This is a genomic window from Streptomyces sp. NPDC020299 (assembly GCF_044387825.1).
Taxonomy (GTDB): Bacteria; Actinomycetota; Actinomycetes; order Streptomycetales; family Streptomycetaceae; genus Streptomyces.
This window is the reverse complement of sequence record NZ_JBIRWL010000017.1, coordinates 51,808-77,923: the sequence shown is the minus strand read 5'-3', so window position 1 is coordinate 77,923 and position 26,116 is coordinate 51,808. Positions and strand designations below refer to the sequence as shown.

Annotated in this window: 21 protein-coding genes; 11 read left to right on the top strand and 10 right to left on the bottom strand. The window is 70.5% G+C overall.

From position 1 onward, the window contains the following. Nucleotides 1-11 precede the first annotated feature (11 nt). Complete coding sequence (locus ACH45E_RS34720) at nt 12-1,514, bottom strand: hypothetical protein (RefSeq protein WP_361447688.1); 1,503 nt, start codon at nt 1,512-1,514, stop codon at nt 12-14. Nucleotides 1,515-1,594: 80 nt separating this feature from the next. Here ACH45E_RS34720 and ACH45E_RS34715 point away from each other — a divergent pair, with 80 nt between their 5' ends. The 3 genes from ACH45E_RS34715 (at nt 1,595) to ACH45E_RS34705 (ending at nt 4,139) form a co-directional block, all read left to right on the top strand. Beyond that, nucleotides 1,595-2,752 (top strand): hypothetical protein, encoded by a 1,158-nt coding sequence (locus ACH45E_RS34715; protein WP_361447690.1) that lies wholly within the window; start codon nt 1,595-1,597, stop codon nt 2,750-2,752. 121 nt (nt 2,753-2,873) lie between these two features. After that, a complete protein-coding gene (locus tag ACH45E_RS34710) occupies nt 2,874-3,803 on the top strand; it encodes a class I SAM-dependent methyltransferase (RefSeq protein WP_361447692.1) in 930 nt (309 codons plus the stop codon). 21 nt (nt 3,804-3,824) lie between these two features. Next, complete coding sequence (locus ACH45E_RS34705; RefSeq protein ID WP_361447694.1) at nt 3,825-4,139, top strand: hypothetical protein; 315 nt, start codon at nt 3,825-3,827, stop codon at nt 4,137-4,139. On the opposite strand, the gene ACH45E_RS34700 is transcribed toward ACH45E_RS34705, so the two are convergent. The 4 genes from ACH45E_RS34700 to ACH45E_RS34685 are packed head-to-tail and all read right to left on the bottom strand — an operon-like array spanning nt 4,120 to nt 7,999. Beyond that, nucleotides 4,120-4,890, bottom strand: a complete 771-nt coding sequence (locus ACH45E_RS34700; protein ID WP_361447696.1) for a succinate dehydrogenase/fumarate reductase iron-sulfur subunit — start codon at nt 4,888-4,890, stop codon at nt 4,120-4,122. The genes ACH45E_RS34705 and ACH45E_RS34700 overlap by 20 nt on opposite strands. After that, a complete protein-coding gene (locus tag ACH45E_RS34695) occupies nt 4,887-6,851 on the bottom strand; it encodes a fumarate reductase/succinate dehydrogenase flavoprotein subunit (RefSeq protein WP_361447698.1) in 1,965 nt (654 codons plus the stop codon). Before ACH45E_RS34695 ends, ACH45E_RS34700 begins: the two co-directional genes overlap by 4 nt. Before the next feature lie 17 nt (nt 6,852-6,868). Then, nucleotides 6,869-7,690 (bottom strand): hypothetical protein, encoded by an 822-nt coding sequence (locus tag ACH45E_RS34690; protein WP_361447700.1) that lies wholly within the window; start codon nt 7,688-7,690, stop codon nt 6,869-6,871. 18 nt (nt 7,691-7,708) lie between these two features. After that, nucleotides 7,709-7,999 carry a hypothetical protein gene (locus ACH45E_RS34685; protein ID WP_361447702.1) on the bottom strand — a complete coding sequence of 97 codons (291 nt, stop codon included), beginning with the start codon at nt 7,997-7,999 and terminating at the stop codon, nt 7,709-7,711. 290 nt (nt 8,000-8,289) lie between these two features. Here ACH45E_RS34685 and ACH45E_RS34680 point away from each other — a divergent pair, with 290 nt between their 5' ends. The 8 genes from ACH45E_RS34680 to ACH45E_RS34645 all read left to right on the top strand — a co-directional run bounded on the left by ACH45E_RS34680 (nt 8,290) and on the right by ACH45E_RS34645 (nt 19,866). After that, complete coding sequence (locus tag ACH45E_RS34680) at nt 8,290-10,410, top strand: ABC transporter family substrate-binding protein (RefSeq protein ID WP_361447704.1); 2,121 nt, start codon at nt 8,290-8,292, stop codon at nt 10,408-10,410. Between the two features lie 267 nt (nt 10,411-10,677). Beyond that, complete coding sequence (typA, locus tag ACH45E_RS34675) at nt 10,678-12,585, top strand: translational GTPase TypA (RefSeq protein WP_361447706.1); 1,908 nt, start codon at nt 10,678-10,680, stop codon at nt 12,583-12,585. 586 nt (nt 12,586-13,171) lie between these two features. After that, the gene (locus tag ACH45E_RS34670) at nt 13,172-14,833 is read left to right on the top strand and encodes an ABC transporter substrate-binding protein (RefSeq protein ID WP_361447708.1); all 1,662 of its coding nucleotides are present in this window, start codon (nt 13,172-13,174) and stop codon (nt 14,831-14,833) included. Nucleotides 14,834-15,240: 407 nt separating this feature from the next. Next, complete coding sequence (locus tag ACH45E_RS34665) at nt 15,241-16,167, top strand: ABC transporter permease (protein ID WP_361447710.1); 927 nt, start codon at nt 15,241-15,243, stop codon at nt 16,165-16,167. Nucleotides 16,168-16,200: 33 nt separating this feature from the next. Then, nucleotides 16,201-17,124: an ABC transporter permease gene (locus tag ACH45E_RS34660; RefSeq protein WP_361447712.1), complete on the top strand. Its 924-nt coding sequence runs from the start codon at nt 16,201-16,203 to the stop codon at nt 17,122-17,124. Between the two features lie 48 nt (nt 17,125-17,172). After that, entirely contained in the window at nt 17,173-18,219 is a 1,047-nt protein-coding gene (locus ACH45E_RS34655) for an ABC transporter ATP-binding protein (protein ID WP_361447714.1), read from the top strand. Next, complete coding sequence (locus tag ACH45E_RS34650; protein WP_361447716.1) at nt 18,212-19,357, top strand: dipeptide ABC transporter ATP-binding protein; 1,146 nt, start codon at nt 18,212-18,214, stop codon at nt 19,355-19,357. Before ACH45E_RS34655 ends, ACH45E_RS34650 begins: the two co-directional genes overlap by 8 nt. Nucleotides 19,358-19,443: 86 nt before the next feature. Continuing rightward, nucleotides 19,444-19,866, top strand: a complete 423-nt coding sequence (locus ACH45E_RS34645; protein WP_361447718.1) for a VOC family protein — start codon at nt 19,444-19,446, stop codon at nt 19,864-19,866. Here the strand turns inward: ACH45E_RS34645 and ACH45E_RS34640 are convergent. Genes ACH45E_RS34640 through ACH45E_RS34620 form a run of 5 tightly spaced genes read right to left on the bottom strand, consistent with a single transcriptional unit; the run spans nt 19,859 to nt 25,658 of the window. After that, the gene (locus tag ACH45E_RS34640) at nt 19,859-20,848 is read right to left on the bottom strand and encodes an ABC transporter ATP-binding protein (RefSeq protein WP_361447720.1); all 990 of its coding nucleotides are present in this window, start codon (nt 20,846-20,848) and stop codon (nt 19,859-19,861) included. The two genes, ACH45E_RS34645 and ACH45E_RS34640, sit on opposite strands and share 8 nt — an antisense overlap. After that, entirely contained in the window at nt 20,845-21,843 is a 999-nt protein-coding gene (locus ACH45E_RS34635; protein WP_361447722.1) for an ABC transporter ATP-binding protein, read from the bottom strand. Before ACH45E_RS34635 ends, ACH45E_RS34640 begins: the two co-directional genes overlap by 4 nt. Then, the gene (locus ACH45E_RS34630) at nt 21,840-22,751 is read right to left on the bottom strand and encodes an ABC transporter permease (protein WP_361447723.1); all 912 of its coding nucleotides are present in this window, start codon (nt 22,749-22,751) and stop codon (nt 21,840-21,842) included. The genes ACH45E_RS34635 and ACH45E_RS34630 overlap by 4 nt, the downstream gene beginning before the upstream one ends. Continuing rightward, entirely contained in the window at nt 22,748-23,779 is a 1,032-nt protein-coding gene (locus ACH45E_RS34625) for an ABC transporter permease (RefSeq protein ID WP_361447725.1), read from the bottom strand. The genes ACH45E_RS34630 and ACH45E_RS34625 overlap by 4 nt, the downstream gene beginning before the upstream one ends. Before the next feature lie 7 nt (nt 23,780-23,786). Next, the gene (locus tag ACH45E_RS34620) at nt 23,787-25,658 is read right to left on the bottom strand and encodes an ABC transporter substrate-binding protein (protein WP_361447727.1); all 1,872 of its coding nucleotides are present in this window, start codon (nt 25,656-25,658) and stop codon (nt 23,787-23,789) included. Between the last annotated feature and the right edge of the window lie 458 nt (nt 25,659-26,116).

Genomic DNA, 26,116 nt, shown 5'->3' with positions numbered 1-26,116 from the left:
CGAAAGCCCGCTCAAGCCCCCGGCAGGGTCCGGCGGTCCCGGGTTTCCGGGCCTCCGAAGCTGGCAGGGGGGCCGGCGTCGGGGTAGGGGGTGCCGTGGGCGCGGACGTCGCGTTCGGCCAGGTCCCGGGAGTCGCGGGCGAGCCGGTCGGCCTGGGTGTACCCGGGGGCGCCGCCGGACAGGAGCCGGGCGGCCTCCGCCAGCAGCGTGCGGGGCTCGGCGCTCACGACCCCCCGGTGCATGCCGATGAAATCCTCCGCGGCGCCCACGGCACTGCGGGCGACGAGCAGCGCCCCCGCCGTCACCACCCCGGCCCGGCCGACCCCCAGCGGCTCCACGGCCCGGGCGATGTGCCGAAGGGCGCCCACGGGATCGTACGGCCCCCCGGTCAGCTGCCCCCGTACGGCGGCCAGTACACCGTCGGCCCGGGCGATCCGTGCCCGCAGTTCCCCGGCGGGCACCTCGGTCGCCTCGGCCCGCCGCGCCGCCGCGATCTCCGCCTCCGCACCGGTCAGCGCCGCCGGCACCAGCTCCGCCGCCTCCCGCACCTCGGCCGCGAGCCGCTCCACGCCGGTGACCAGGACGCCGGCCTGGGCGATCGCCCCCTCGGCGGCCCGGAGATGGCGCGCGGCACGCTCCCGCTCATCCCTGTCGGCAGCCTGACGGCACGCGTTGAGGTGACCGGTAGCGAACACCAGCCGGTCCTTGGCCTGTTCGACGTACCCCGTGACCGGCTCCACCGCCGACGTGGTGAACCGCCCACCCAGCTCGTCCAGCACCGCGGCCACCTCGCCCGTCCGCCCCGCCAGCTCCCGGAACCGTCCTTCCGCGACCGCCAGGGCCTCATCCGCCCCCAGCTCCAGCGCCCGCAGCCCGTCGAACGCGGGCGCCTCGGCGTCCAGCCGCCGCCCGGCCTCCGCGCACCGCCCCACCACCCCCACCAGTGCCTGCCGCCGGGCCGGCTCGTCCTGCGGCACGCCCCGCTCGTACCGCCGGCGTATGGCGAACGCCGCCGCCAGCTCCGTCTGGGCCGCCCGCAGCGCCCGCTCGAACGGCTCCACCGCCTCCGCCCCGAACAGGGCCTCGGCGAAGCCGAGTTCCTCGCGGCTGGTGCGGACACTGTCATCCGCGACGACCAGTGCGGTCCGCGCCTGCCGCTCGAAGTCGGCCACCGTCGGCGCCGGCGGCCGGACCGACACCACCCCGGGCGTCGTACGGCTCCGGGCCCGCCGGGTGCGCCGCACGTACCCGTACCCGGCCAGCACCCCCACCGCGCCCGCCGCCACCAGCGGCAGCACCAGGTCGGTGGGCGACGTCTCGTCCCCCGCCGCCACGGCGGCACCCGCGACCGGCTCGGCGCGGGCCACGGGAACCGGATCTTGGGCACCGCTCGTCATCCCCGGCAACACCAGCCACACGGCCCCGGCCGCACCGCCCAGCACGGCGTGCGCCACCCGCACGGCTATGCGCGACGTGGCGTGCCGCGGCCGGCCCCGGATCAAGGTTGACGTCACATTTCGGAGCGTATGGGCAGGTAACGGGCTCCGCGACCGGGACGGTCGGCCGGTGGAACGGGACTACGGGGAGGACGGGAATGGACGAGGAACCGAAACAGGAGAGGACTCAACCCGCGGCCGCCGACGGCGAACACCCCCCACAGGGGCCACCCGCACCCGACGACGAAAGCCGCACGGGTGGTGCGGGTGGGAACGAAAAGGCCGAAGGCGAAGCCGAGGCCGCGAACACGCAGAAGCGCCGCTGGGCAAAGCGCACCGCCCTCACCCTGGCCCTCCTGCTCCTCCTCCCCCTCCTCACCGCCGAGGTCGCCCTCCGCGTCAACTACACCGGCGACCCCGCGGACGGCACGTACACCCGCGGCAAGGACGCCATCTGGCTCGGCCACGCCTGGGTGGACGGCCGAAAGAAGGACCAGGACGTCAAATCCCTCGCCCGCCGCCTGCGAGGCACCGGCATCCGCGACCTGTACGTCCATTCCGGCCCCCTGGAACACGACGGCACCCTCCCCACATCGGACTACCCAAGGGCGGGTTGGCTGATAGCCGCCGTCCACCGGGAACTGCCCGGCGTCCGCGTCCAGGCCTGGCTGGGCGACGTACTGGCCAGCGAGTCCCCGGACGGCCTGCGCCTGGAGCGCGCGGCGACCCGTGCCGCCGTCGTCCGCTCCACCCGCGAGATCCTCGCCGCCGGTTTCCAGGGTGCGCACTTCGACCTGGAGCCCCTGCACTCCGGCGACCGCGACTACCTCGGTCTCCTCGACGACCTGCGCCGCGTCACCCGCGAGCACCACGCCCTGCTCTCCGTCGCCGCCCACCAGATCGACCCGCTGCCCGCCTTCCACTCCCTGTGGGGCACCCTCACCAACCACCCCAAGTGGTGGTCGCAGGCGTACTTCGGCCAGGTGGCCCGCCGCGTCGACCAGATCGCCGTGATGTCGTACGACACCATGCAGCCGGCGCAGAGCCTGTACGGCGGTTACGTCGCCCAGCAGACCTCCCTGGCCCTGGAGGTCACCCCGCCCACCACCGACCTCCTCATGGGCCTGCCCTTCTACTACGAGAACCGCTTCGGGCACTGGGGCTGGGCCGAGACCGTCCCGGCCGCCGTCCGGGGCGTCCGCCTGGGCCTGTCCCGCACCGACGCGGACCGCGCCCGGTTCGGGGTCGCCCTGTACGTGGACTTCGCCGCGACGGAGGAGGACTGGGCGGCGTACCGGGACGGCTGGGTCGGCTGAGGTCAAGGTTCCTTCGCAGGGTCGTCATGTGCGCTTCTCCTCGACGGGCGCGTCCGTTGGTTGTGCGGGTGCTGTGCGCCGCCTAGCGTCCACATCTCCCGTCCCTGTGAAGGTTCAACTGATGCGATCCGCACTGACCAGTAAGGCCGTCCGCCGCGCCCTGCGACCGGTGACCGAACTCATCGACCAGCGTATCGACCAGCGCATCGAGCGCCAGATCCGCAGAGCCGTCGACGACATCTCCCCGGACGACCTGCGCAAGGAGATCAAGAGGCTGCGTGACCGCCAGCGGCCCCTGGAACTGCTGCTCGACGCGACCGGGCGCGGCGTGTCACGGCTGCCGTCCACCGCGCACCTGGACCGCGCGATCACGGAGCTCACCCAGGTCACCGGGGACAGGGACGGCGCCGAGCGCAACGTCGCCCAGGCGTTCCGGCTGCTCGCCGCGATGGAGGCGCTGGGGGTCGGCCGGATCGCCGGCGGCACCATGAACATCGTCGGCAAGCTGTCCGCCGTACCGCTGCTCGACCCGCCGAACGACGACATCCTGGAGATCGGCACCCTCTACGGGATGTTCGGCGCGGCCCTGATCCGGATGATGGAGCGCGCCGGCCGTGACCCGCGCCTGACGATCGTCGACCCGCTCGCCGGAACGCAGTTGCAGCCCGGCACCACCATGGCGGACGACGCGTCGGGCGCCCCCGTGCGGGGAGCCGCGGTGCGCACCAACCTGGCCCTGGCGGGCGCCGCCGGTGCCGCCGCCCGGATCCAGCAGGGCTTCTCCGAGGACGCCGGGGTGCGCGCCCTGCTCTCCGACCGCTCCTACGGCGTGATCATCGTCGACGGCGACCACTCCGCCGCCGGTGTCGCGGCGGACCTGGAGTGGGCCGAGGAGATCGTCGCGCCCGGCGGCATCGTCGTCCTGGACGACTTCGGGCACCCCAAGTGGCCCGGCGTCCAGGAGGCCTTCGAGAAGCACATGACCACGGACACCCGGCTGCGGCTGCTCGGCCGGGTGGCGCACTCGGGCTATCTGCGGGCGGAGGCCTGAGGCCACGACCCTCGTGGGATCATGACCGTCATGCACATGTACTTGGTGGTGGCGGCCGTCCTGGCCGTGCTGCTGCTGACGGCGGCCGGGGGCGCGGCCGTCGCGACGGGCTGGGTGATGCCCGGGGCCCGCGGGCGGGTCCTGCGCCCGCGGCTGTGGGGCTGCGGGGCGCTGCTCGGCGCCGTCGGCATGACCCTGTTCATGTTCCTGGGGCCGCTCGCCGAGGCGGGGCTGAGCCCGCTGCCGGTCATCGGCTGGCTGATGTTCATGGCCGGGCTCGGGCTCCAGCTCCTGGCCCGGCGTCCCGGCCGCGCCGCTACGAGGTCCGCCGCCTGATCTTCGACCCCAGCCACACCAGCGGGTCGTACTTGCGGTCGACGGCGCGTTCCTTCAGCGGGATCAGCGCGTTGTCCGTGATCCTGATGCCCTCGGGGCAGACCTCCGTGCAGCACTTGGTGATGTTGCAGTAGCCGAGTCCGTGCTCGTCCTGGGCCGTGCCCTTGCGGTCCAGGCCGGTCTCGGCCGCCGCGTCCAGGGGATGCATGTCCAGCTCGGCCACCCGCATCAGGAAGCGCGGACCGGCGAACGCCGTCTTGTTCTCCTCGTGGTCCCGGACGACATGGCAGGTGTCCTGGCACAGGAAGCACTCGATGCACTTGCGGAACTCCTGCGACCGGTCCACGTCCTCCTGCATCATGCGGTACTCGCCGGGGGCGACACCGGCCGGCGGGACGAAGGCGGGGACCTCCCTGGCCTTCTGGTAGTTGAAGCCGACGTCCGTGACGAGGTCCCGGACCACCGGGAAGGCCCGCAGCGGGGTCACGGTGATCGTCTCCTCGCGGTCGAACACCGACATGCGCGTCATGCACATCAGCCGGGGCCGCCCGTTGATCTCCGCGGAGCACGAACCGCACTTGCCCGCCTTGCAGTTCCAGCGCACCGCGAGATCCGGCGCCTGGGTGGCCTGGAGGCGGTGGACGATGTCGAGCACCACCTCGCCGTCGTTGACCTCGACCTCGAAGTCCTCCAGGCCGCCGCCCCCGGCGTCACCCCGCCACACCTTGAAGCGGGCCTCGTAGCTGCTCACTCGTACAGCTCCTCTTCGGCGAGGTACTTGACCAGCTCCTCCTTCTCGAAGAGGGCGAGCAGGTCGGGACGGATGGGATCGGTGGTCTCCTGGGAGAGCGTGATCTGGCCGCGGACCGGGTCCGTCGCCGCCAGTCCGCCGGTGGGATCGGTGAGCCGGCACAGCAGGTTGAGCCGCCGCCAGGCGCGGTCCATCGACGGATAGTCCTCACGGGTGTGCCCGCCGCGCGACTCCGTGCGCTCCAGCGCCGCCCGGGCCACGCACTCGCTGACCAGCAGCATGTTCCTCAGGTCCAGGGCGAGGTGCCAGCCGGGGTTGAACTGCCGGTGCCCCTCGACCCCGGCCCGCCGCGCCCGTACCCGCAGCTCCCCGAGCTTCTTCAGCGCCTGCTCCATCTCGCCCTCGCGGCGGATGATGCCGACCAGGTCGTTCATGGTCTGCTGGAGTTCCTGGTGGAGGGCGTACGGGTTCTCCGGCGGCCCGTCGGCCGGTTCCGCGCTCTCCGCCTCGGCGGAGAACGGCCGCAGCGCCTCCGCCGCCGCCGTGTCCACCTGGGCGTCGTCCACCGGCGGCCGGGCCGCCGCCGCGCCCGCCGCGTACTCGGCCGCGTGCCAGCCCGCCCGGCGCCCGAAGACCAGCAGGTCGGAGAGCGAGTTGCCGCCGAGCCGGTTGGAGCCGTGCATGCCGCCCGCGACCTCCCCGGCCGCGAACAGCCCCGGCACCCCGCGCGCCGCCGCCGTGTCGGAGTCGACCGCGATGCCGCCCATCACGTAGTGGCAGGTCGGCCCGACCTCCATCGCCTCGGCCGTGATGTCGACATCGGCCAGCTCCTTGAACTGGTGGTACATCGACGGCAGCCGGCGCTTGATGACCTCGGCCGGCATCCGCGTCGACACGTCCAGGAAGACCCCGCCGTGCGGGGAGCCGCGGCCCGCCTTCACCTCGGAGTTGATCGCGCGGGCGACCTCGTCCCGGGGGAGCAGCTCCGGGGGGCGCCGGTTGTTGTCCGGGTCCTCGTACCAGCGGTCGCCCTCGTCCTCGGACTCGGCGTACTTCTCCTTGAAGACGTCCGGGACGTAGTCGAACATGAACCGCTTGCCCTCGGAGTTCCTGAGCACCCCGCCGTCGCCCCGCACGGACTCGGTGACCAGGATGCCCTTCACCGACGGCGGCCAGACCATGCCCGTCGGGTGGAACTGCACGAACTCCATGTTCAGCAGCGGCGCCCCGGCCAGCAGCGCGAGGGCGTGCCCGTCGCCGGTGTACTCCCACGAGTTCGACGTCACCTTGAAGGACTTGCCGATGCCACCGGTGGCGATCACCACGGCGGGGGCTTCCAGGACGAAGAACCGGCCGGTCTCCCGCTCGTACCCGAAGACCCCGGAGACCTGGCCCGCGGCGGAGCCGCTGTCGGATGCCGTGTCTTTCAGGACGCGGGTGACCGTGCACTCCTGGAACACCTTCAGCCGGGACTCGTAGTCCCCGGTCTCGCGGTGGTCCTCCTGCTGGAGCGCGACGATCTTCTGCTGGAGCGTGCGGATCAGCTCCAGGCCCGTACGGTCACCGACGTGCGCGAGGCGCGGGTACTCGTGGCCGCCGAAGTTGCGCTGCGAGATCCGGCCGTCCTTCGTACGGTCGAACAGCGCGCCCCAGGTCTCCAGCTCCCACACCCGGTCCGGCGCCTCCTGGGCGTGCAGCTCGGCCATCCGCCACTGGTTGAGGAACTTGCCGCCGCGCATGGTGTCCCGGAAGTGGACCTGCCAGTTGTCGTGCTCGTTGGCGTTCGCCATCGCCGCCGCGATGCCGCCCTCGGCCATCACCGTGTGCGCCTTGCCGAACAGCGACTTGCAGATCACCGCCGTACGGGCGCCCCGCTCACGCGCCTCGATGGCGGCGCGCAGCCCGGCGCCGCCCGCGCCGACCACGACGACGTCCCACTCCTGACGGTCGACCACGGACATCAGATAGCCCCACTCATCTAGAAGAAGCGCGGATCGTCGAAGACGCCGGACGCGACCAGGTACACATAGAAGTCGGCGAGCGCCACGCTCACCAGGGACGCCCAGGCCAGCTGCATGTGGCGGGCGTTGAGCCGCCCCGTGAACTGCCACATCCGGTAGCGCACGGGGTGTTTGGAGAAGTGTTTGAGCTTGCCGCCGACGATGTGCCGGCAGGAGTGGCAGGAGATCGTGTACGCCCAGATCAGCACGATGTTGGCCAGGAACACCAGGGTGCCGAGGCCCATGTGGCCCCAGCGGTAGTGCTCGTCGCGGAAGGACAGCACGGTGTCGTAGGTGAGCACCCCGGCGACCAGCAGGGCGGCGTAGAAGAAGTACCGGTGGATGTTCTGGAGGATCAGCGGGAAGCGGGTCTCGCCGGTGTACGTGCGGTGCGGCTCGGCCACCGCGCAGGCCGGCGGGGACGCCCAGAAGCTGCGGTAGTACGCCTTGCGGTAGTAGTAGCAGGTCAGCCGGAAGCCCAGCGGGAAGATCAGGATGATGATCGCGGGGGAGATCGCCCACCAGCTGCCGAAGAGCTCGGCGTTGGGGCCCGCGTGCATCGTCCGGCAGTTCTCCGCCAGACAGGGCGAGTAGAAGGGCGAGACGTACGGCGCCGCGTAGTAGTCCGCGTTGGCGAAGGCCCGCCAGGTCGAGTAGACGACGAACGCGAACAGACCGGCCGCGGTGACGGCAGGCGCCAGCCACCAGCGGTCGGTCCGCAGGTGCGGGGCGGCGATCGCGGCGCGCGTACGGTTGCGTACACCACCGCTGTCAGGTCTGGGTTCCGTACCAGTGGCCAAAGCAGGACTCCGGTCGGGTCAGGGGGCGTGCCGGTCTCGGGCGCCGAGTCCCTCGTCGTCCGAGTCCGTCCACAGGCTCATGTCGTAGGGGGCGTCGGAGATGGTGACGAGGTCGGGCCGTTTGGCGGTGGCCGGGGCGGCAGCCGCGTCCCGCAGGAGCGCCACGCTCTCGCGCAGATGGTTGGCGTCCGTCCGGACCCGGCGCATCTCCAGACTGCCGCTGCCGAGTTGCTTCTCCAGATGCCCCAGCGACCGGTAGAGGTCGTCGAGGCAGCGCTGGACTGATGTCAATTCGTCGTGCACGGACATGACTTGCCCTCACTTCCACGGGCCTTGCGGGCCCTGGGCGGCAACGTTCATGCGCCAGCGAGTGTTGCGCGCCACACCTGCCCCTGTGAAGAGATGTGCACCGATTGGCCGGGGGCGTACGGGTGCATCTCGTGGTGTGTTGCGCCGCACGGGTGGGTTTGCCGTCCGTTGCCGCCGTGTCGCGCTCTGTTGCCGGATCCTTTCCCCTTCAGTGGGTGAGATAGATCTGATCAGCTCCATATACCGCCAAAAGTGACGATAACGCCAGCGGCTCCCCGGAGGTAGCAGAGATGTCCCACGACGGCGTCGGACTGCGCGCGGTCATGCGCTCGGTCGCCTTCCTCACCGCCGGCGCGCTCGCGATGCCCCTCCTCGGCGGCTGCGGGTCCGACGACGACACGAGCGCCCCGCTGGCCGGACAGGACATCGCCTCCGCCGCCCGGGCCAAGATCGCCGACGGCGGCACCCTCCGCTGGGCCGTGGACGACGTACCGGAGACGCTGAACACCTTCCAGGCCGACGCCGACGCCGGCACCACCCGGGTCGCCCAGGCCGTCCTGCCGTCGATGTTCCGCCTTGACGCCGCCGGCCGTCCGGTCCGCAACCCCGACTACCTGGAGGAGGCCAAGGTCATCGAGACCGAGCCCCGCCAGGTCGTCCTGTACCGGCTCAACCAGCAGGCCGTGTGGAGCGACGGCCGGGAGATCGGCGCCGCCGACTTCGCCGCCCAGTGGCGCGCCCTGTCCGGCAAGGACACCGCCTACTGGACCGCCCGCAACGCCGGCTACGACCGCATCGCCAAGATCGAACGCGGCGCCAACGACCTGGAGGTCCGGGTCACCTTCAGCCGCCCCTACGCCGACTGGCGCTCGCTGTTCTCCCCGCTGTACCCGAAGGACGTCATGGGCACCCCCGACGCCTTCAACGACGGCGCCCGCCGCAAGCTCGACGTCACCGCCGGCCCCTTCAAGGTCAAGAAGGTCGACACCGCGCAGAAGGACGTCGTCCTCTCCCGCAACCCCCGCTGGTGGGGCCGCCCCGCCAAGCTGTCCGAGATCGTGCTGCACGCCGTGCCCCGCGACAAGCGGGCCGCGGCGCTCGCCGACGGCACCGTGGACCTCGCCGAGGTCGACACCGGCGAGGCCCAGCGCATCAACCTCGCCACCCGCCAGAAGGGCACCGGCACGCCCCTCCAGGGCGCCGGGCGCACCGCCGCCAAGAAGCTGCGCGAGTCCCTCACCACCTATCTGCGCCGTCAGCAGCAGCTGCGCGGCTTCCAGGTCCGCAAGTCCCTCGAGCCCGCCTACACCCAGCTCGCCCTCAACGGCTCCGACGGCCCCCTCGCCGACGAGCGGGTCCGCCGCGCCGTCGCCCACGCCCTCGACCGCACCGAGCTCGCCAAGGTCGTCCTCACCCCCCTCGGCCTGCCCGCCGTCCCGGTCGGCAGCCACCTCGCCCTGTCCGGGCAGCCGGACTACGCCGACAACAGCGGTGCCCTGGGCGGCCAGGACACCGCCCAGGCGCAGGCGCTGCTCGCGGACGCCGGGTGGGTGCTCGGCGGACCGGTCAAGGAGCAGAAGAAGCCCGAGAAGGCGGCCGGCCCCGAGCGCAAGAAGGAGGAACGCGGCGACGAGTCCGAGGGCGGCGACGACGGCGCGTACATCATCGGCGAGGACAACAAGGACGCCAGGGACCACCAGGACCACACGAAGACCGACGAGGGCGGCAAGCACCTCGCGAAGGACGGCAGGCAGCACACCGGCAAGGGCGTCCCCGGCGCGTACGCCCCGCGCGGCACCGCCGCCCCCGGGAGCACCGCGACCGGAGCGCTCGCCAAGGACGGCAAGGCGCTCATCCTGCGCTTCGTGCTCCCCTCCGGCCCCGGCTCCGAGGCCCTCCGCGCGGTCGCCGACCGGATCACGAACATGCTCCAGAAGGTCGGCATCCGCACCGACATCACCAAGGTCCCGGACGAGAGCTACTTCAAGGACCACATCGCCGCCGGCCAGTACGACCTCGCCCTGTACTCCTGGCCGTCCTCCGCCTTCCCCGCCACCGACGCCCGCCCGATCTACGCCAAGCCGGTCCCGGCCGCCGACGGCTCCCTGAACGTCGAGCAGAACTACACCCGCGTCGGCACCGACCAGATCGACCAGCTCTTCGACCAGGCCGCCGGCACGCTGGACGAGGACGAGTCCCGGGACCTGATCCGCAAGGCGGACTCCCGCATCTGGGCCGCCGCCGCCTCGATCCCCCTCTACCAGCGCCCCCAGCTCGTCGGCGCCCGCACCACCCTGGCCAACACCGGAGCCTTCGGCTTCGAGACCCCGATCTACGAGGACATGGGCTTCCTGAAGAAGGGAGCGAAGGCCTCCGGCGGGAAGGCGTCTGCGAGTGCGGCCAAGGAGTAGAGGGTCGAGCGCCGTGGGCGGGTGCAGCTGTGCGGGGGCTTGTCGCGCCCACGCGGCGGAGCCGCATATCGAGCACAGCCCCGCGCCCCTTGGTAGGTCACCCCGACGCCCACAGGGACCCTGAGCTGCATAAACGTACCCGGAACGCCAAACCCCCGGAGGGCCCCGTACCATGGGGTGAGGCCGTGGCGTGTCCAGCCCGGCAGGGCCCGCGCGACACAGACGTAAGCGCAGGGCAATCCTCACACTCCGGGAGTACGGCAACCTATGGCCACGCGCCACGACATCCGCAACGTCGCCATCGTCGCCCACGTCGACCACGGCAAGACCACCATCGTCGACGGCATGCTGAAGCAGGCCGGTGCCTTCGCCGCGCACCAGCTCGACTCGGTCGACGACCGCATGATGGACTCGAACGACCTGGAGCGTGAGAAGGGCATCACGATCCTCGCCAAGAACACGGCGGTGAAGTACCACCCCAAGGACGGCGGGGACCCGATCACGATCAACATCATCGACACCCCCGGCCACGCCGACTTCGGTGGCGAGGTCGAGCGCGGTCTGTCGATGGTCGACGGTGTCGTCCTGCTCGTCGACGCCTCCGAGGGCCCGCTGCCGCAGACCCGCTTCGTGCTGCGCAAGGCCCTCCAGCAGCGCCTGCCCGTCATCCTGTGCATCAACAAGACGGACCGCCCGGACTCCCGTATCGACGAGGTCGTCAACGAGACCTACGACCTCTTCCTCGACCTGGACGCGGACGAGGAGCAGATCGAGTTCCCGATCGTCTACGCCTGCGGCCGTGACGGCATCGCGTCGCTGACCAAGCCGGACAACGGCACGGTCCCGGCCGACTCCACCAGCCTGGAGCCGTTCTTCTCCACGATCCTGGAGCACATCCCGGCCCCGACCTACGACGAGGAAGCCCCGCTCCAGGCCCACGTCACCAACCTGGACGCCGACAACTTCCTCGGCCGTATCGCGCTGCTGCGTGTCGAGCAGGGCGAGCTGCGCAAGGGCCAGACCGTCGCGTGGATCAAGCGGGACGGCAGCATCAGCAACGTCCGCATCTCCGAGCTGATGATGACCGAGGCGCTCACCCGCAAGCCCGCCGAGAAGGCCGGCCCGGGTGACATCTGCGCCGTCGCCGGTATCCCGGACATCATGATCGGCGAGACCCTCGCGGACACCGAGAACCCGGTCCCGCTGCCGCTGATCACGGTCGACGAGCCCGCGATCTCCATGACCATCGGCACCAACACCTCCCCGCTGGTCGGCCGCGGCGGCACCGGCAAGGGCGCCGACAACAAGGCGGCCGTCAAGGACCGCAAGGTCACCGCGCGCCAGGTGAAGGACCGCCTGGACCGCGAGCTGATCGGTAACGTCTCCCTGCGCGTCCTGGAGACCGAGCGTCCGGACGCCTGGGAGGTCCAGGGCCGTGGTGAGCTGGCCCTCGCCATCCTCGTCGAGACCATGCGCCGCGAGGGCTTCGAGCTGACCATCGGCAAGCCGCAGGTCGTCACCAAGGACGTCGACGGCAAGACGTACGAGCCGGTCGAGCGGATGACGATCGACGTCCCCGAGGAGCACATGGGCGCGGTCACGCAGCTCATGGGCGTCCGCAAGGGCCGGATGGACAACATGTCCAACCACGGCTCCGGCTGGGTCCGCATGGAGTTCGTCGTGCCCTCCCGCGGTCTGATCGGCTTCCGGACCGAGTTCCTGACCCAGACCCGCGGCACGGGCATCGGGCACTCCATCCACGAGGGCTTCGAGCCCTGGTTCGGCACCCTCCAGACCCGTAACAACGGTTCCCTGGTCGCCGACCGCTCCGGTGCCGTCACCGCGTTCGCGATGACGAACCTCCAGGAGCGCGGCGTGCTGTTCACGGAGCCGGGCACCGAGGTGTACGAGGGCATGATCGTCGGCGAGAACTCCCGCTCCGACGACATGGACGTCAACATCACCAAGGAGAAGAAGCTCACCAACATGCGGTCCTCGACGGCCGACGTGGCCGAGTCGATCGTGCCGCCGCGCAAGCTGTCGCTGGAGCAGTCCCTGGAGTTCTGCCGCGACGACGAGTGCGTCGAGGTGACCCCGGAGGCGGTCCGCATCCGCAAGGTGAACCTGGACGCCCGCGAGCGCGCCCGCGCCGCCAGCCGCGCCAAGCACGGCTGACACGGGCTGGCACACCGCAACGGGTAAACACGCGTAAGCAGCACGGCCGGGCGTCCCAGGACGCCCGGCCGTGCTGCTTGTAGACGTGCTGCGTGTAGAGGGTTTTCCCTATGACTTGGCATCAGATCCCTACCGTTACTCCGCCTGGTTGTTTACCGTTGGTAAAGTGACCGGAATCTGCGGCATTCGGGCTCTCGCGCCGGTCTGTCCCGCGTCATGGCGTCGACACAGTCAGGTCCGCCGTCGCGCGCAACAGGTTTTCCAGCCTCTCCGTCCGGTATACGGACATCGGTGCCCGATACTTGTGTAACAAGTCCGTTTCGCAGGGATCTTTCGGCAAACCCTTTGTCCGGATTTTGGAAGATGTACGCGTCAGGTGTGATCGAACCGAGACCTTGAAGGTGTGGTTCGGTCCCCGGCACATGGCAGATAGTTAGGCGCGTAGAGCTCGGATCGACGCGTCCCGCGCTGAAGGCGGCGCCGACTCACGAGCGCGGGGGCACTTGACCATTTCAGGCACCGGTAACGGTGATGTGTCTGGTGTCCCCTGATGCGGTGAATCATTGGACTCATGAGGAGGAGCCCCATGCGTGGTGCCAAGAGCGCCAAGTGGGTTGCGGGTGCGATCGTCATAGCTCTGGCTGCGACGGCCTGCGGGAGCAGTGACGACAGCGGGGGCGGCAGCAGCGGCGGCGGCAAGGGCTCCGGCAAGAACGGTGGCACCTGGCGGATGGGTATCACCGAGCCGGTGGCCATCGACCCGTACAACTCGCAGGAGTCCGAGGGCACGCTCGTCACGGACAACCTCTTCACGGGTCTGTACGACCCGACCGCGGACGGTCAGGTCGTCCCGGCGCTGGCCACCTCGAAGAAGGTCAGCAGCGACGGCAAGACCTGGACCTTCACCATCAAGAAGGGCACCAAGTTCACCAACGGTGAGGCCGTGGACGCCGAGTCGTTCATCCGCGCCTGGAACCGTGTCGCGGTGAAGTCGGCCGCGTCCGACGTGGCCTACCACATGGCCGGCATCGCGGGCTTCGACGAGGCTCAGGCGGGCAAGGCCAAGACCATGTCCGGCCTGTCCGCCCCGGACCCCTACACCCTCCAGGTGAAGCTGTCGAAGCCGGACTTCGAGTTCTACATCAAGACCTCGCACACCGTCTTCAGCCCGGTCCCCAAGGTGGCCGGCGACGCCCACAACAAGACGTACAACGAAGCCCCCATCGGCAACGGCCCGTTCAAGATGCAGGGCAAGTGGGAGCACAACAAGTCGGTCACGCTCGTCCGCAACGACGACTACGGCCTGAAGAAGGCCCACCTGGACAAGGTCCAGATCGACATCCTGAACTCCCAGAACGGCGTGACCCTGGAGTACCAGGGCTTCGAGTCGGGTCAGTACGACTGGGCCCGTATGCCCACCCCGCAGCTGCCGGCCGCCAAGGCCAAGTACGACCCGCAGGGTGAGTGGACCGGCATCGACACCAACGGCATGAACTTCCTGCTGCCGATCACGGACACCAAGCCGCTGAACAACGTCAAGGCCCGCGAGGCGGTCTCCTACGCCATCGACCGGGACGCCATCATCAAGGGCGTCTTCCAGGGCATGATGACGAAGTCCACGACGATCCTGCCGCCGGTCTTCAAGGACGTGTACCAGAAGGACCTGTGCGCCTCCTGCGTCAAGCAGGACAAGGCCAAGGCCAAGCAGCTCGCCAAGGAAGGCGGCCTGAAGCCGGGCACCACCATCGAGCTGGCCTACAACACCGGTGCCGGCCACGAGGAGTGGATCCAGGCCGTCCAGGCGCAGCTCCAGGACGTCCTCGGCCTGAAGGTCAAGACGGTCGGCAAGCCGTTCGCCGAGCTCCTCGGCGACCAGCAGAAGCCGGGCGCCACGGGCCTGTACCGCTTCGCCTGGGGCGCGGACTACCCGACGCCGGACAACTACCTGTTCCCGCTGCTGGACTCGGCGTCCATCAACAAGGACGCCTCCGGCAAGGTCACCGGTGACAACCGGGAGCGCTACAGCAGCAAGGAGTTCGACGGTCTGGTCGCCAAGGCCCGCGGCACCGCGGACCAGGCCGGCCGCAACGCCCTGTACAAGCAGGCCGAGAAGGTCGCGCTGGACGACATGGCGCTCATCCCGCTGTGGAACCGCACCCAGTTCCGTCTGGTCAACACCAAGAAGTTCGGCAACGCCACGCTGGACTTCCACGAGAACCCGAGCCTTCCGGAGATCAGCCTGAAGTAATCGGGTGCCGCTGACGGCGGCGTTCGGTGATGGGGGTCGTGGGGGGGGGGCCCGGGGGGGGGGGCCCCCCCCCCCCCCCCCCCCCCCGCCGGGGGGGGGCCCCCCCCCCCCCCCCCCCCCCCCCCCCCCCCCCCCCCCCCGGGGGGGGGGGGGGGGGGCCGCGCCCCCCCCCCCCCCGCCCCCCCCCCCCCCCCCCCCCCCGGGGGGGGGGGGGGCGGGGGGGCCGGGGCGGGGGGGGGGGTGGGGGGGGGGGGGGTGGGGGGGGGGGGGGGGGGCCCCCCCCCCCCCCGGCCCCCGACGACCGTCGGGAGGGTGCGATCCGCCCTTCCGGCCCCACCCCCAACACCCCCATATATGGGGCTGGGAAGCTGCCTGGGAAGCGGCAGCAAAGGCGAGAGAGGCATGTCATGGGAAGGTATGTGGTCCGCAGGCTGGGCCAGTTGATCGTCGTCACGCTCGGCGCGACGATGATCTTGTTCGCCTGCCTGTTCATTCTGCCCGGGGACCCGGTCGGGCAGATCGCGGGCAGTGACAAGGCGCGCGACCCGGCCGTGATCGCGCAGCTGCACAAGCAGTACGGGCTGGACAAGCCCCTGGTGGTGCAGTACGGCAACTACGTGGGCAAGCTCGTCACCGGCGACCTCGGTACGGACTACACGCAGAGCCGGCCGGTCACCGAGATCCTGCAGCCGAAGCTGGCGAACACGGCGAAGCTGGCGGTGTTCGCCATCGTGGTCGACGTCGTCATCGGTCTGTCCGTCGGTATCCTCGCGGCGATCAAGCGATATTCGGTCTGGGACGTGTCGGCCACCTTCCTCACCACCATGGCCATCGGCGTGCCACCGATCGTGCTCGGCATGATCATCCAGAACGTCTTCGTCATCAAGCTCAACTGGTTCCCGCTGATCGCCGACGGCAGCTTCAAGTCGATGGTGCTGCCCGGTGTCACGCTGGCGATCATCGACGCGGCCCTCGTCGCCCAGCTGGCCCGCAGCAGCATGCTCGAAGTGCTGCGCGCCGACTACGTCAAGACCGCCGTGGCCAAGGGACTTCCCAGCCGGACGGTGCTCGTGCGGCACATTCTGCGCAACTCCGTCATTCCCGTGGTCACCTACATCGGTATCTCCTTCGGCACGCTGCTCGGTGGTGCGATCATCACGGAGACGATCTTCAACTGGAACGGCATCGGTCTCGCCTTGGTCCAGGCGATCCAGCAGAACAACAACCCCATCATCACGGGAGTGGTGACGATCGGTGTGGCGATCTTCGTCGTGCTGAACCTCGTCGTCGACCTGCTGTACGCCGCCCTCGACCCGCGCATCCGCCTCGCCTGACCGGCAGGGTCGTTTCCCCCTAGGAGTCACACCATGACCGAACTCGTCACGGGCACGGGAGGGCCGGTCCAGACCGATCCCGCCGCGGCCAAGCAGGGCGCCGAACCCAATGTCGCCCGGGTCAGCCAGTGGTCCGACATCCGGCACCGCTTCTTCGCCAACAAGCTCGCCGTCGTCGGACTGGCGATCATCGTCATCCTGGTTCTCGTCGCCGTGCTGGCCCCCGTGCTGGCGCCCTTCGACCCGCTGAAGCAGGACCTCAACGCGACGCTTCAGTCGCCGGGCAGCCATCATCTGCTCGGCACCGACGCGCTCGGCCGGGACCAACTGTCCCGCCTCATCTACGGCAGCCGCATCGCGGTGATCGTGGGTCTCGCCTCGATCCTCCTCGCGGTCGCCATCGGTGTCGTCCTCGGCGCCCTGGCCGGCTACTACGGCGGCTGGGTGGACACCGTGATCATGCGTATCGCGGACATCTTCTTCGCGTTCCCGCTGCTCATCGGTGCCATCGTCATCATCCTGGTGATGGGCCGCGGCGTGATGCCGGTGGTCCTCTCGCTCGGTATCTTCTCCTGGGCCGTCTTCGCCCGACTGCTGCGCAGCCAGATCCTCTCCGTGCGCGAGATGGATTACGTGCACGCGGCGAAGGCGCTCGGCGCGAGCCAGGGCCGGATCATCCGCAAGCACATCCTGCCCAACTCCATCACCTCGGTGATGGTGTACGGCACGAGCAACGTCGGTATCGCGATCGTCGCCGAGGCGTCGCTGTCCTACCTGGGCGTCGGCGTGGAACCGCAGGTCGCGGAGTGGGGGAACATGATCTCCGCCGGCCGTGGCTTCATGGGCGTCAAGGACTACATGTGGACCTACCCGAGCATAGCCATCGTCGTCACCGCGCTGGGCTTCATCCTGTTCGGCAACGGTCTGCGCGACGCGCTCGACCCGAAGCTCCGGTGAGGCACCGCCGTGAGTCGACCCCCTCTGAAGCAACACGAAGGTGATGGCATGACCAGCCTGGAGATGGCACCCGCGAACACCGGGTCGGACGGGACCGCGCCGCTGCTCGAAGTCCGCGACCTGCACGTGGAGTTCAAGATCCGGGACGCCGTGACCAAGGCGGTCAACGGTGTCAACTACAGCGTCAAGGCCGGCGAGACGCTCGCCGTGCTCGGTGAGTCGGGCTCCGGCAAGTCCGTCACCGCGCAGGCGATCATGGGCATTCTGGACAGCCCGCCCGGACGGATCAGCAAGGGCCAGATCTTCTTCCAGGGCCAGGACATCCTGGCGCTGCCGGAGAGCGAGCGGCGCAGGCTGCGCGGCGCCAAGATGGCCATGATCTTCCAGGACGCCCTGTCCTCGCTCAACCCCGTGCTCTCGGTGGGCTACCAGCTCGGCGAGATGTTCCGGGCGCACCAGGGCATGTCCAAGAAGGACGCCAAGGCCAAGGCCATCGAGCTGATGGACCGGGTGCGCATCCCCGCCGCCAAGGAGCGCGTGGGCGACTACCCGCACCAGTTCTCCGGCGGTATGCGCCAGCGCATCATGATCGCCATGGCGCTGGCCCTGGAGCCCGAGCTGATCATCGCGGACGAGCCCACCACGGCCCTCGATGTGACGGTCCAGGCCCAGGTCATGGACCTGCTCGCCGAGCTGCAGCGCGAGTACAACATGGGCCTGATCCTCATCACCCACGACCTGGGTGTGGTCGCCGACGTGGCGGACAAGATCGCCGTCATGTACGCCGGCCGGATCGTCGAGACGGCGCCCGTGCACGAGCTGTACAAGCGGCCCGCCCACCCCTACACCCGGGGCCTGCTGGACTCGATCCCGCGCCTGGACCAGAAGGGGCACGAGCTCTACGCGATCAAGGGCCTGCCGCCCAACCTGCAGCAGATCCCGGCGGGTTGCGCCTTCAACCCCCGCTGCGCCAAGGCGCAGGACATATGCCGCACCGATGTCCCGGCGCTCGTTCCGGTGACCGAGGAGGACGGTACGGAACTGGTCGGCCGCGGCTCCGCGTGCCACTTCTGGAAGGAGACGATCCGTGGCTGAGCTCAACAAGGACGACGGGGCCGATGTCACGCCCAACGTCTCCGATGTCGAGGTGGTGGACGCCGCGACCGAGGACGAGGCGGTGGCCGCCGTCGAGGCGCCCGTCGCGCAGGGCGAACCGATCCTTCAGGTGCGCAACCTGGTCAAGCACTTCCCGCTGACCCAGGGCATCCTGTTCAAGCGTCAGATCGGCGCCGTCCGCGCCGTCGACGGGGTCTCCTTCGACCTGCACCAGGGCGAGACCCTGGGCATCGTGGGCGAGTCCGGCTGCGGCAAGTCGACGGTGGCCAAGCTCCTGATGAACCTGGAGCAGGTGACCTCCGGCGAGATCTTCTACAAGGGCCAGGACATCACCAAGCTGTCCGGCCGTGCGCTGAAGGCGGTGCGCCGGAACATCCAGATGGTGTTCCAGGACCCGTACACCTCGCTCAACCCCCGTATGACGGTGGGCGACATCATCGGTGAGCCCTTCGACATCCACCCCGAGGTGGCCCCGAAGGGCGACCGGCGCCGCAAGGTGCAGGAGCTGCTGGACGTCGTCGGTCTCAACCCCGAGTACATCAACCGCTACCCGCACCAGTTCTCCGGCGGTCAGCGCCAGCGCATCGGCATCGCCCGCGGCCTCGCGCTCAACCCGGAGGTCATCATCTGCGACGAGCCGGTGTCCGCGCTGGACGTGTCGGTGCAGGCGCAGGTCATCAACCTGATGGAGCGACTGCAGGACGAGTTCAACCTGTCCTACATCTTCATCGCGCACGACCTGTCGATCGTCCGGCACATCTCCGACCGGGTGGGCGTGATGTACCTGGGCAAGATGGCCGAGATCGGCACCGACGAGCAGATCTACGAGCACCCGACGCACCCCTACACCCAGGCGCTGCTGTCGGCGGTCCCGGTGCCGGACCCGGAGGCCCGCGAGAACCGCGAGCGGATCATCCTCACCGGCGACGTGCCGTCCCCGGCCAACCCGCCCTCGGGCTGCCGCTTCCGCACCCGCTGCTGGAAGGCGCAGGACAAGTGCGCCAAGGAGGTCCCGCTGCTGGCGATCCCCGAGCCGTTCGCGGGCGTGGACACGCCGGCGGCCCACGAGTCGGCCTGCCACTTCGCCGAGGAGAAGGACGTCGTCGGCGCGGCGTGACACCGATCGGCCGATGAACGCGGGCGCCCCGGCGAGTACTGTCACTCGCCGGGGCGCTCTTTCGAATCGACAAGCACCGGGGCGAGATGATTCACCACGTCGAGCTGTGGGTTCCCGACCTCGCGCGCGCGGAGCACGAATGGGGCTGGCTCCTCGCCCGGCTCGGTTACCACCCGTACCAGCAATGGGAGCACGGCCGCAGCTGGCGTCAGGGGCCGTCGTACCTCGTCGTCGAGCAGTCGCCGGCGCTGAGCGGCACCCGCCACGACCGGATGCGCCCGGGCCTCAACCATCTCGCCTTCCACGCCGGAACCCGCGACGACGTCGACGCCCTGACGGCCCAGGCCCCCGCCCACGGCTGGACACCGCTCTTCGCCGACCGGTATCCCCACGCCGGCGGCCCGGAGCACTATGCGGCCTACCTGGTGAACACGGACGGCTTCGAGACCGAACTGGTGGCCACCGATCCGCCCCCGGACGGCCACAGGCCTCTGCCCGCCCTCACGTAGCGGCCCGGGTCCGCGCCCAATGGCAGGCCACCTGGGCCTCACCGCGCCCGTTCAGCACATCCGGGTCCCGGGTGCGGCACGCCTCCGCGACGCCCGCTCGGTCCGCGTCACCGGTCGCCAGGACCTGGCAGCGGACGTGGAAGCGGCAGCCCGAGGGGATACGGGAGGGGTCGGGGGGCTCGCCCGTCAGGACCACCGGGGTGCCGGGGGCCTCGGGGAGGACCGACAACAGGGCCTGGGTGTACGGGTGCCGGGGCACCGTCAGGACCTGTTCCACCGTGCCCGTCTCCACGATCCGGCCCAGGTACATCACCGCCACCCGGTCGGCGACGTTCCAGGCCAGACCCAGGTCGTGGGTCACCACGAGGGCGGACAGGCCCAGTTCGGCGCGCAGGCGCAGCAGCAGCGCGAGGATCTCACCGCGTACGGAGGCGTCGAGGGAGGCCACCGGCTCGTCGGCGACGATGAGTTCGGGCTCCAGGACCAGCGCGCCCGCGATGACGACCCGCTGCCGCTGGCCCCCGGAGAGCTCGTGCGGGTAGCGCAGGAAGAAGCGTTCGGGCGGGCGGAGCCCCGCGCGAGAGAGGGCCTCGGCGACCGCGGCCCGTTCGTCGCCCCCGTGCCCGTGGATCCGCAGGCCCTCGGCCACCGCCTCGTACACCGTGTGCCGCGGGTTCAGTGATCCGCTCGGGTCCTGGAGGACCAGCTGGACGCGCCGGCGGTAGGCCTTCAGCGCCCGGGAGGAGTACTCCAGAGGCTTCCCGTCGAAGCGGACGCTTCCCGCGGTCGGCGGGACCAGCCCGAGCAGCGAACGCGCCAGCGTCGTCTTGCCGCAGCCCGACTCGCCGACCAGCGCCACGATCTCCCCGGCGGCGATGTCGAGTTCCACGCCGTCCACGGCCCGGGCCGGCGCGGCGCGATGCCGGCCGGGGAAGGCGACGTGCAGGCCCCGCGCGCTCAGCAGGGGCGGCGGAGTCGTCATGTGCTGCTCCTCACGTCCTCCGCCGGACCGGCCGGCGGCGCCGCCGTCGCCTCCACGTGCACACAGGCCGCCCGCCGTCCCCGCCCGGCCTCCCGCACCGGCTGGTCCTGGACCGCGCACTGCTCCAGGGCCACCGGACAGCGCGGGTGGAAGGTGCAGCCGGCGGGCAGGTCCGACGGGTCGGGCGGGTCGCCCGCCAGGCCGCGCGGGGCGAACCGGGAGGCCGGGTCGCCGATGCGCGGGAACGCCGCCGACAGCGCCTTGCCGTACGGGTGCAGCGCGTTCTCGTACACCGCCCGCGCCGGCCCCTCCTCGACCACCCGGCCCGCGTACATCACCGCCAGCCGGTCGCAGGTGTCGGCGAGGACCGCGAGATCGTGGCTGATCATGATCAGGCCCAGCTCCTGCTCCGACACGAGCTGTTCGATCAGCCGGAGGATCTGCGCCTGGATCATCACGTCGAGGGCCGTGGTCGGCTCGTCGGCGATGACGAGCCGCGGGTCGCAGGCCAGCGCCATGGCGATCATGACCCGCTGCCGCTGGCCCCCGGACAGCTCGTGCGGATACGCCCGTGCCCGCGCGGCCGGCAGACCCACCTGCTCCAGCAGCTCACCCGTCCGCTTCCGCGCGGCCGCGGCGGTCGCCCCGCCGTGCAGCAGGATCGGCTCGGCGATCTGGGCGCCGACGCGGTGCACGGGGTTGAGGGAGTGCATAGCGCCCTGGAAGACGATCGAGGCGCCCGCCCAGCGCACCGCCCGCACCCGCCCCCACCGCATGGTCAGCACGTCCTCCCCGTCGAGCAGGATCTCCCCGCCCACCCGGGTGCCGGCCGGCAGCAGCCGCAGCAGGGCCAGTGCCAGCGTGGACTTGCCGCAGCCGGACTCACCGGCGACGCCGAGTTTGCGGCCGGCGTCCAGCGACAGGTCCACGCCCCGTACGGCCTCGGCCCCGCCCGGATAGGTGACGGTCAGCTCCCGCACCTCCAGCAGTGTCAACGGGCCACCCCCAGCCTGGGATCGAGCACGGACTCCACCGCCCGCCCGCACAGCGTGAACGCCAGCGCGACCAGGGCGATCGCGATGCCGGGCGGCACCAGGTACCACCAGTCGCCGGCGCTCACCGCGCCCGCCTCGCGCGCGTCCTGGAGCAGCCCGCCCCAGGAGACGACCGTCGGATCGCCGAGCCCGAGGAAGGCCAGCGTCGCCTCGGCGAGGACGGACGAGGAGATCATCAGGGTCGTCTGGGCGAGCACCAGCGGCATCACGTTGGGCAGCACGTGCCGGGTCATGACGTGCCAGTGCCCGCCGCCGAGGGCCTTGGCCCGTTCGATGTACGGCCGCGATTCCACCGCCAGCGTCTGGGCGCGCACCAGCCGGGCCGTCGTCGGCCACGAGGTCACGCCGATCGCGAGGATCACCGTGCCGAGGGAACGGGACATCACGGTGGCCAGCGCGATGGCGAGCACCAGCGTCGGCATCACCAGGAACCAGTCCGTGATCCGCATCAGCACGGTCGCGTACACGCCCTTGAAGTGCCCGGCGGTGACGCCCACGACGGCACCGATCGCCACCGACAGCACGGCCGCGAGCAGCCCGACCAGCAGCGAGACCCGCGAACCCCACACCACCAGGCCGAGCACGCTGCGCCCGAACCGGTCGGTGCCCAGCGGGAACTCACCGCTGGGCGCCTGGAGCGGATCGCCCGGGGCGTCGGTCACACCGGTCACGCCGGAGCCGGCCGTCAGCGGTGCGGTCAGCGCCACCAGCGCGAACAGCACGAGCGCGGCCAGGCCGACCAGCCCGGCGCGGTGGGCGCGGTAGCTCCGCCAGAACCGTACGGCGGAGCGGCGGCGGCGCTGCCGGGCGAGCCGGGCGGAGGTCGCCGGTGCCGCGTCGGCCGTCATCGGCCCACCCGCGGGTCGAGCAGCGGATAGACCAGGTCGGCCAGGGTGTTCATGACGATCACCGCCGAGGCGAAGAAGAGGAACAGCCCCTGTACCAGGGGCAGGTCGGGGACGCTCAGGGCCTGGTAGAACAGTCCGCCCAGGCCCGGCCAGGAGAAGACGGTCTCGACCAGGATGACGCCCGCGACGGTCCGGCCGAGGTTGACGAAGACGAGGGTGACCGTCGGCAGCAGCGCGTTGGGCACGGCGTGCCGGCGGCGCACCAGGTCGTCCCTGAGGCCCTTGGCGCGGGCGGTCGTCAGATAGTCGCTGCCCATCTCGTCCAGCAGCGCCGAGCGGGCGACCAGCAGCGTCTGGCCGTACTCGACCGCGACCAGCGTGATCACCGGTAGGACCAGATGGTGGGCGACGTCGACGGCGTAGGCGAAGCCCTCCTTGCCGCCCGACTCCATGCCCCCGGTCGGGAACAGCCCCGGTACCGGGCCGAGGCCCACCGCGAAGACGATGATGAGCAGCAGGCCGAGCCAGAACGACGGGACGGAGTACAGGGTCAGCGCCAGCCCGGTGTTCAGCCGGTCGCCCGGGCGGCCGTGGCGCCAGGCCGAGCGGGTGCCGAGGAACATGCCGAGCGTGGTGTAGAGCACGAAGGCGGTGCCGGTCAGCAGCAGGGTGTTCGGCAGCGCCTCGGTGATCTTGTCGATGACCGGGGTGCGGAACTGGTACGACGTGCCCAGGTCGCCGGTGAGCGCCTTGCCGCAGTAGGCGGTGAACTGCTCCCACAGTGGCAGGTCGAGCCCGAATTCCTTGCGGTACTCGGCCAGTTGAGCCGCCGATACCGGGCGGCCCCCCGTCATGGTCCTGACCGGGTCACCCGGGATCAGCCGGAACAGGAAGAACCCGGTGACCAGGACGGCCAGCAGTGAGACGAGGGCGCCGCCCACCTTGCCGGCCACGTATGTCGGGTAGGCGGTGTCGGCGCCGGCGCGTCTGCCCTTGGCGACGGGCGCGGATACTGCGTCGGAGACCATGAACCACCTACTCGCGGTCGTCGGCGGTGCTGCGGCGGCGCATCACGATGAACGCTCCGGCGCCGGCGAGGACGACGACCCCCGCGACGACCCCGACGATCACCCCGGTCGAGGAGTCCCCGGAGGAGGAGCCGGAGTCCGCCGGGACGGCCGACCACCAGCTCCAGTAGCCGTCCTGGCCGTAGATGTTGCCGGCGGCCCTGGGCATGGTCTCGATGGACTTGATCTGGTCGGTGCGGTAGGCCTCGACGGCGTTCGGGTACGCCATGACGTTCATGTACCCCAGGTCGTACAGCCGCGACTCCATCTGCTTGACGATGTCGGCCCGTTTGGCCGAGTCGTACTCGGCGAGCTGCTTGGCGTACAGCTCGTCGTAGGTCTTGTCGCAGACGAAGTTGTCGGTCGCGCCGGTGTCCTTCGGGGTGGCGGGCAGGGCCGCGCAGGTGTGGATCGACAGTACGAAGTCGGGGTCGGGGTTGACCGACCAGCCGTCGAAGGCGAGGTCGTACTTGCCCGCGAGCCACGGGTCGGTGACGTTGTCGAGGCAGTCGAGCGTCATGCCGATGCCGAGCTTGCCCCACCACTCCTTCAGGTACTGGCCCACCGCCTTGTCGTTCGGGTCGGTGGCGTGGCACAGGACGCGGTAGTCCAGCGGCTTGCCGTCCTTGCCGACCCGCTTGCCGTCGGCGTTCTTCCTGTAGCCGGCCTGGTCGAGGAGCTGGGCGGCCTTGGCGGGGTCGTAGGCGAGCTCCTGGCCGGCGGACGGCTTCCAGAAGTACGTCGAGAAACGCGGCGGGATGTAACCCCGGCCCTCGACGGCGTGCCCCTGGAACACCCTGTCGATGAGGACCTTGCGGTCCACGGCCATGAACAGCGCGTGCCGCACCCGCTCGTCCAGCAGGGACGGGTCGCCGTCGCCGAACTTCCTGCCGTTCTTCGCCTTCGCGCCCGGGTTGGTGGCCAGGGCGTAGAAGCGGCGGCCGGGGCCCTCGTTGACGTGGATGTCCTTCTGCCCCTTGAGGGAGGCGGCCTGCGCCGGGGTCAGGGCGGGCTGGCCGGCGACGAAGGAGACCTCGCCCTTGCGCAGGGCGGCCACGGCGGCGTCCTGGTCCTTGTAGTACTTGAAGACCAGCTCGTCGAACTTCGGTGCCCCGCGCCAGAAGCTCTTGTTGGCCTTGAGCCGGACGTAGCTGTCCGCCTTGTAGTCGGTGAGTACGAACGGCCCGTCACCGACGACGGGGAAGGACTTGTCGTTGTTGAACTTCGAGAAGTCCTTGACGTCCTTCCAGACGTGCTCGGGCACGATCGGCACGTCCAGCGCGGTCATCGTCGCCTGCGGCTTCTTCAGCTCGATGACCAGCTGGGTGGGGCTCGGGGCCGTCACCCTGCGGAAGTTGGTGACGAAGCTGCCGTTCGCGGTGGCGGCCGCCTTGTCGGTCATCAGCTTGTTGAACGTCCAGGCGGCGTCCTCGGCGGTCACCTGCTGCCCGTCCGACCACTTGGCGCCGGAGCGGATCGTGTACGTCCAGGTGAGCTTGTCGGCCGACGGCTTCCAGCTGGTGGCGAGGCCCGGCACCGGGTGCGCGTCCCCGGGGTCGTAGTCGGTCAGGTATTCGTACGTCAGCCGCAGGATGCTCGTGCTGAGCAGACGTACTGCCAGGAAGGGGCTCAGCGAGTCGACGCTCTGCGCCGCGGCGACGGTGAGGACCTTGGGGCCCTGCGCGGCCTGCGCCCGTTGCGGAGCCGGGTCGAGCGGAGTGGTGAGCGCCGCCGTGGCGGCCAGGGCGAGGGCGCCGCCGGCGGCGGCGAGCCGGGTGAGACGCTGTCGCGGGCTTCTCGGGTGCGGACGGGTTCTGCCGGGCCGGTCTGGTGTACTCATCAAACGTGACCTCGCGCCTGGTGACACCGGGTGGGTGATGAGAGTGTCCATGCGGCGACTGTGCGCGTCAACGGCGCCTGCACCTGGTGTGGCCTGCGGAAACGCCGAGTTGATGTTCCGTCGGTCCAAACATTGGTCCATACCGGTGAAGGGGGTCTGGTGGAGCGCTGGCGGCGGTCGGCGAACGGTCCCGGCCGCCGTGACGATCTCGTGACCACGGCGGGATCGCGATGCGGCACGGCCGGTGCGGGCGTCGCCGGGCAGGACCCGGCCCCGAGCCGACCGCGACGGTCCCCTCCCGGGAGGGGCGTCCGCCCGGCGGCAGACGGGAGGGCCACCCCTCGTTCGGGTGCACTCTCTCGCGGACGGGCCGACCGAGTGTGCGCTGCGTACTGTTTGCGGTGATATTGACCCATAAGCACCGGAGGTAGGCGCTGGCGCCGCAGCGCAGGCATGCG

What these genes read in the sequence shown, in the direction of transcription:
- ACH45E_RS34710 (WP_361447692.1), top strand. Translation starts at nt 2,874, where the DNA reads ATGCGATCCGCACTGACCAGTAAGGCCGTCCGCCGCGCCCTGCGACCG.
- ACH45E_RS34670 (WP_361447708.1), top strand. Translation starts at nt 13,172, where the DNA reads ATGCGTGGTGCCAAGAGCGCCAAGTGGGTTGCGGGTGCGATCGTCATA.
- ACH45E_RS34705 (WP_361447694.1), top strand. Translation starts at nt 3,825, where the DNA reads ATGACCGTCATGCACATGTACTTGGTGGTGGCGGCCGTCCTGGCCGTG.
- ACH45E_RS34680 (WP_361447704.1), top strand. Translation starts at nt 8,290, where the DNA reads ATGTCCCACGACGGCGTCGGACTGCGCGCGGTCATGCGCTCGGTCGCC.
- typA (WP_361447706.1), top strand. Translation starts at nt 10,678, where the DNA reads ATGGCCACGCGCCACGACATCCGCAACGTCGCCATCGTCGCCCACGTC.
- ACH45E_RS34665 (WP_361447710.1), top strand. Translation starts at nt 15,241, where the DNA reads ATGGGAAGGTATGTGGTCCGCAGGCTGGGCCAGTTGATCGTCGTCACG.
- ACH45E_RS34630 (WP_361447723.1), bottom strand. Translation starts at nt 22,751, where the DNA reads ATGACGGCCGACGCGGCACCGGCGACCTCCGCCCGGCTCGCCCGGCAG.
- ACH45E_RS34695 (WP_361447698.1), bottom strand. Translation starts at nt 6,851, where the DNA reads ATGTCCGTGGTCGACCGTCAGGAGTGGGACGTCGTCGTGGTCGGCGCG.
- ACH45E_RS34660 (WP_361447712.1), top strand. Translation starts at nt 16,201, where the DNA reads ATGACCGAACTCGTCACGGGCACGGGAGGGCCGGTCCAGACCGATCCC.
- ACH45E_RS34685 (WP_361447702.1), bottom strand. Translation starts at nt 7,999, where the DNA reads ATGTCCGTGCACGACGAATTGACATCAGTCCAGCGCTGCCTCGACGAC.
- ACH45E_RS34625 (WP_361447725.1), bottom strand. Translation starts at nt 23,779, where the DNA reads ATGGTCTCCGACGCAGTATCCGCGCCCGTCGCCAAGGGCAGACGCGCC.
- ACH45E_RS34655 (WP_361447714.1), top strand. Translation starts at nt 17,173, where the DNA reads ATGACCAGCCTGGAGATGGCACCCGCGAACACCGGGTCGGACGGGACC.
- ACH45E_RS34715 (WP_361447690.1), top strand. Translation starts at nt 1,595, where the DNA reads ATGGACGAGGAACCGAAACAGGAGAGGACTCAACCCGCGGCCGCCGAC.
- ACH45E_RS34645 (WP_361447718.1), top strand. Translation starts at nt 19,444, where the DNA reads ATGATTCACCACGTCGAGCTGTGGGTTCCCGACCTCGCGCGCGCGGAG.
- ACH45E_RS34620 (WP_361447727.1), bottom strand. Translation starts at nt 25,658, where the DNA reads ATGAGTACACCAGACCGGCCCGGCAGAACCCGTCCGCACCCGAGAAGC.
- ACH45E_RS34640 (WP_361447720.1), bottom strand. Translation starts at nt 20,848, where the DNA reads ATGACGACTCCGCCGCCCCTGCTGAGCGCGCGGGGCCTGCACGTCGCC.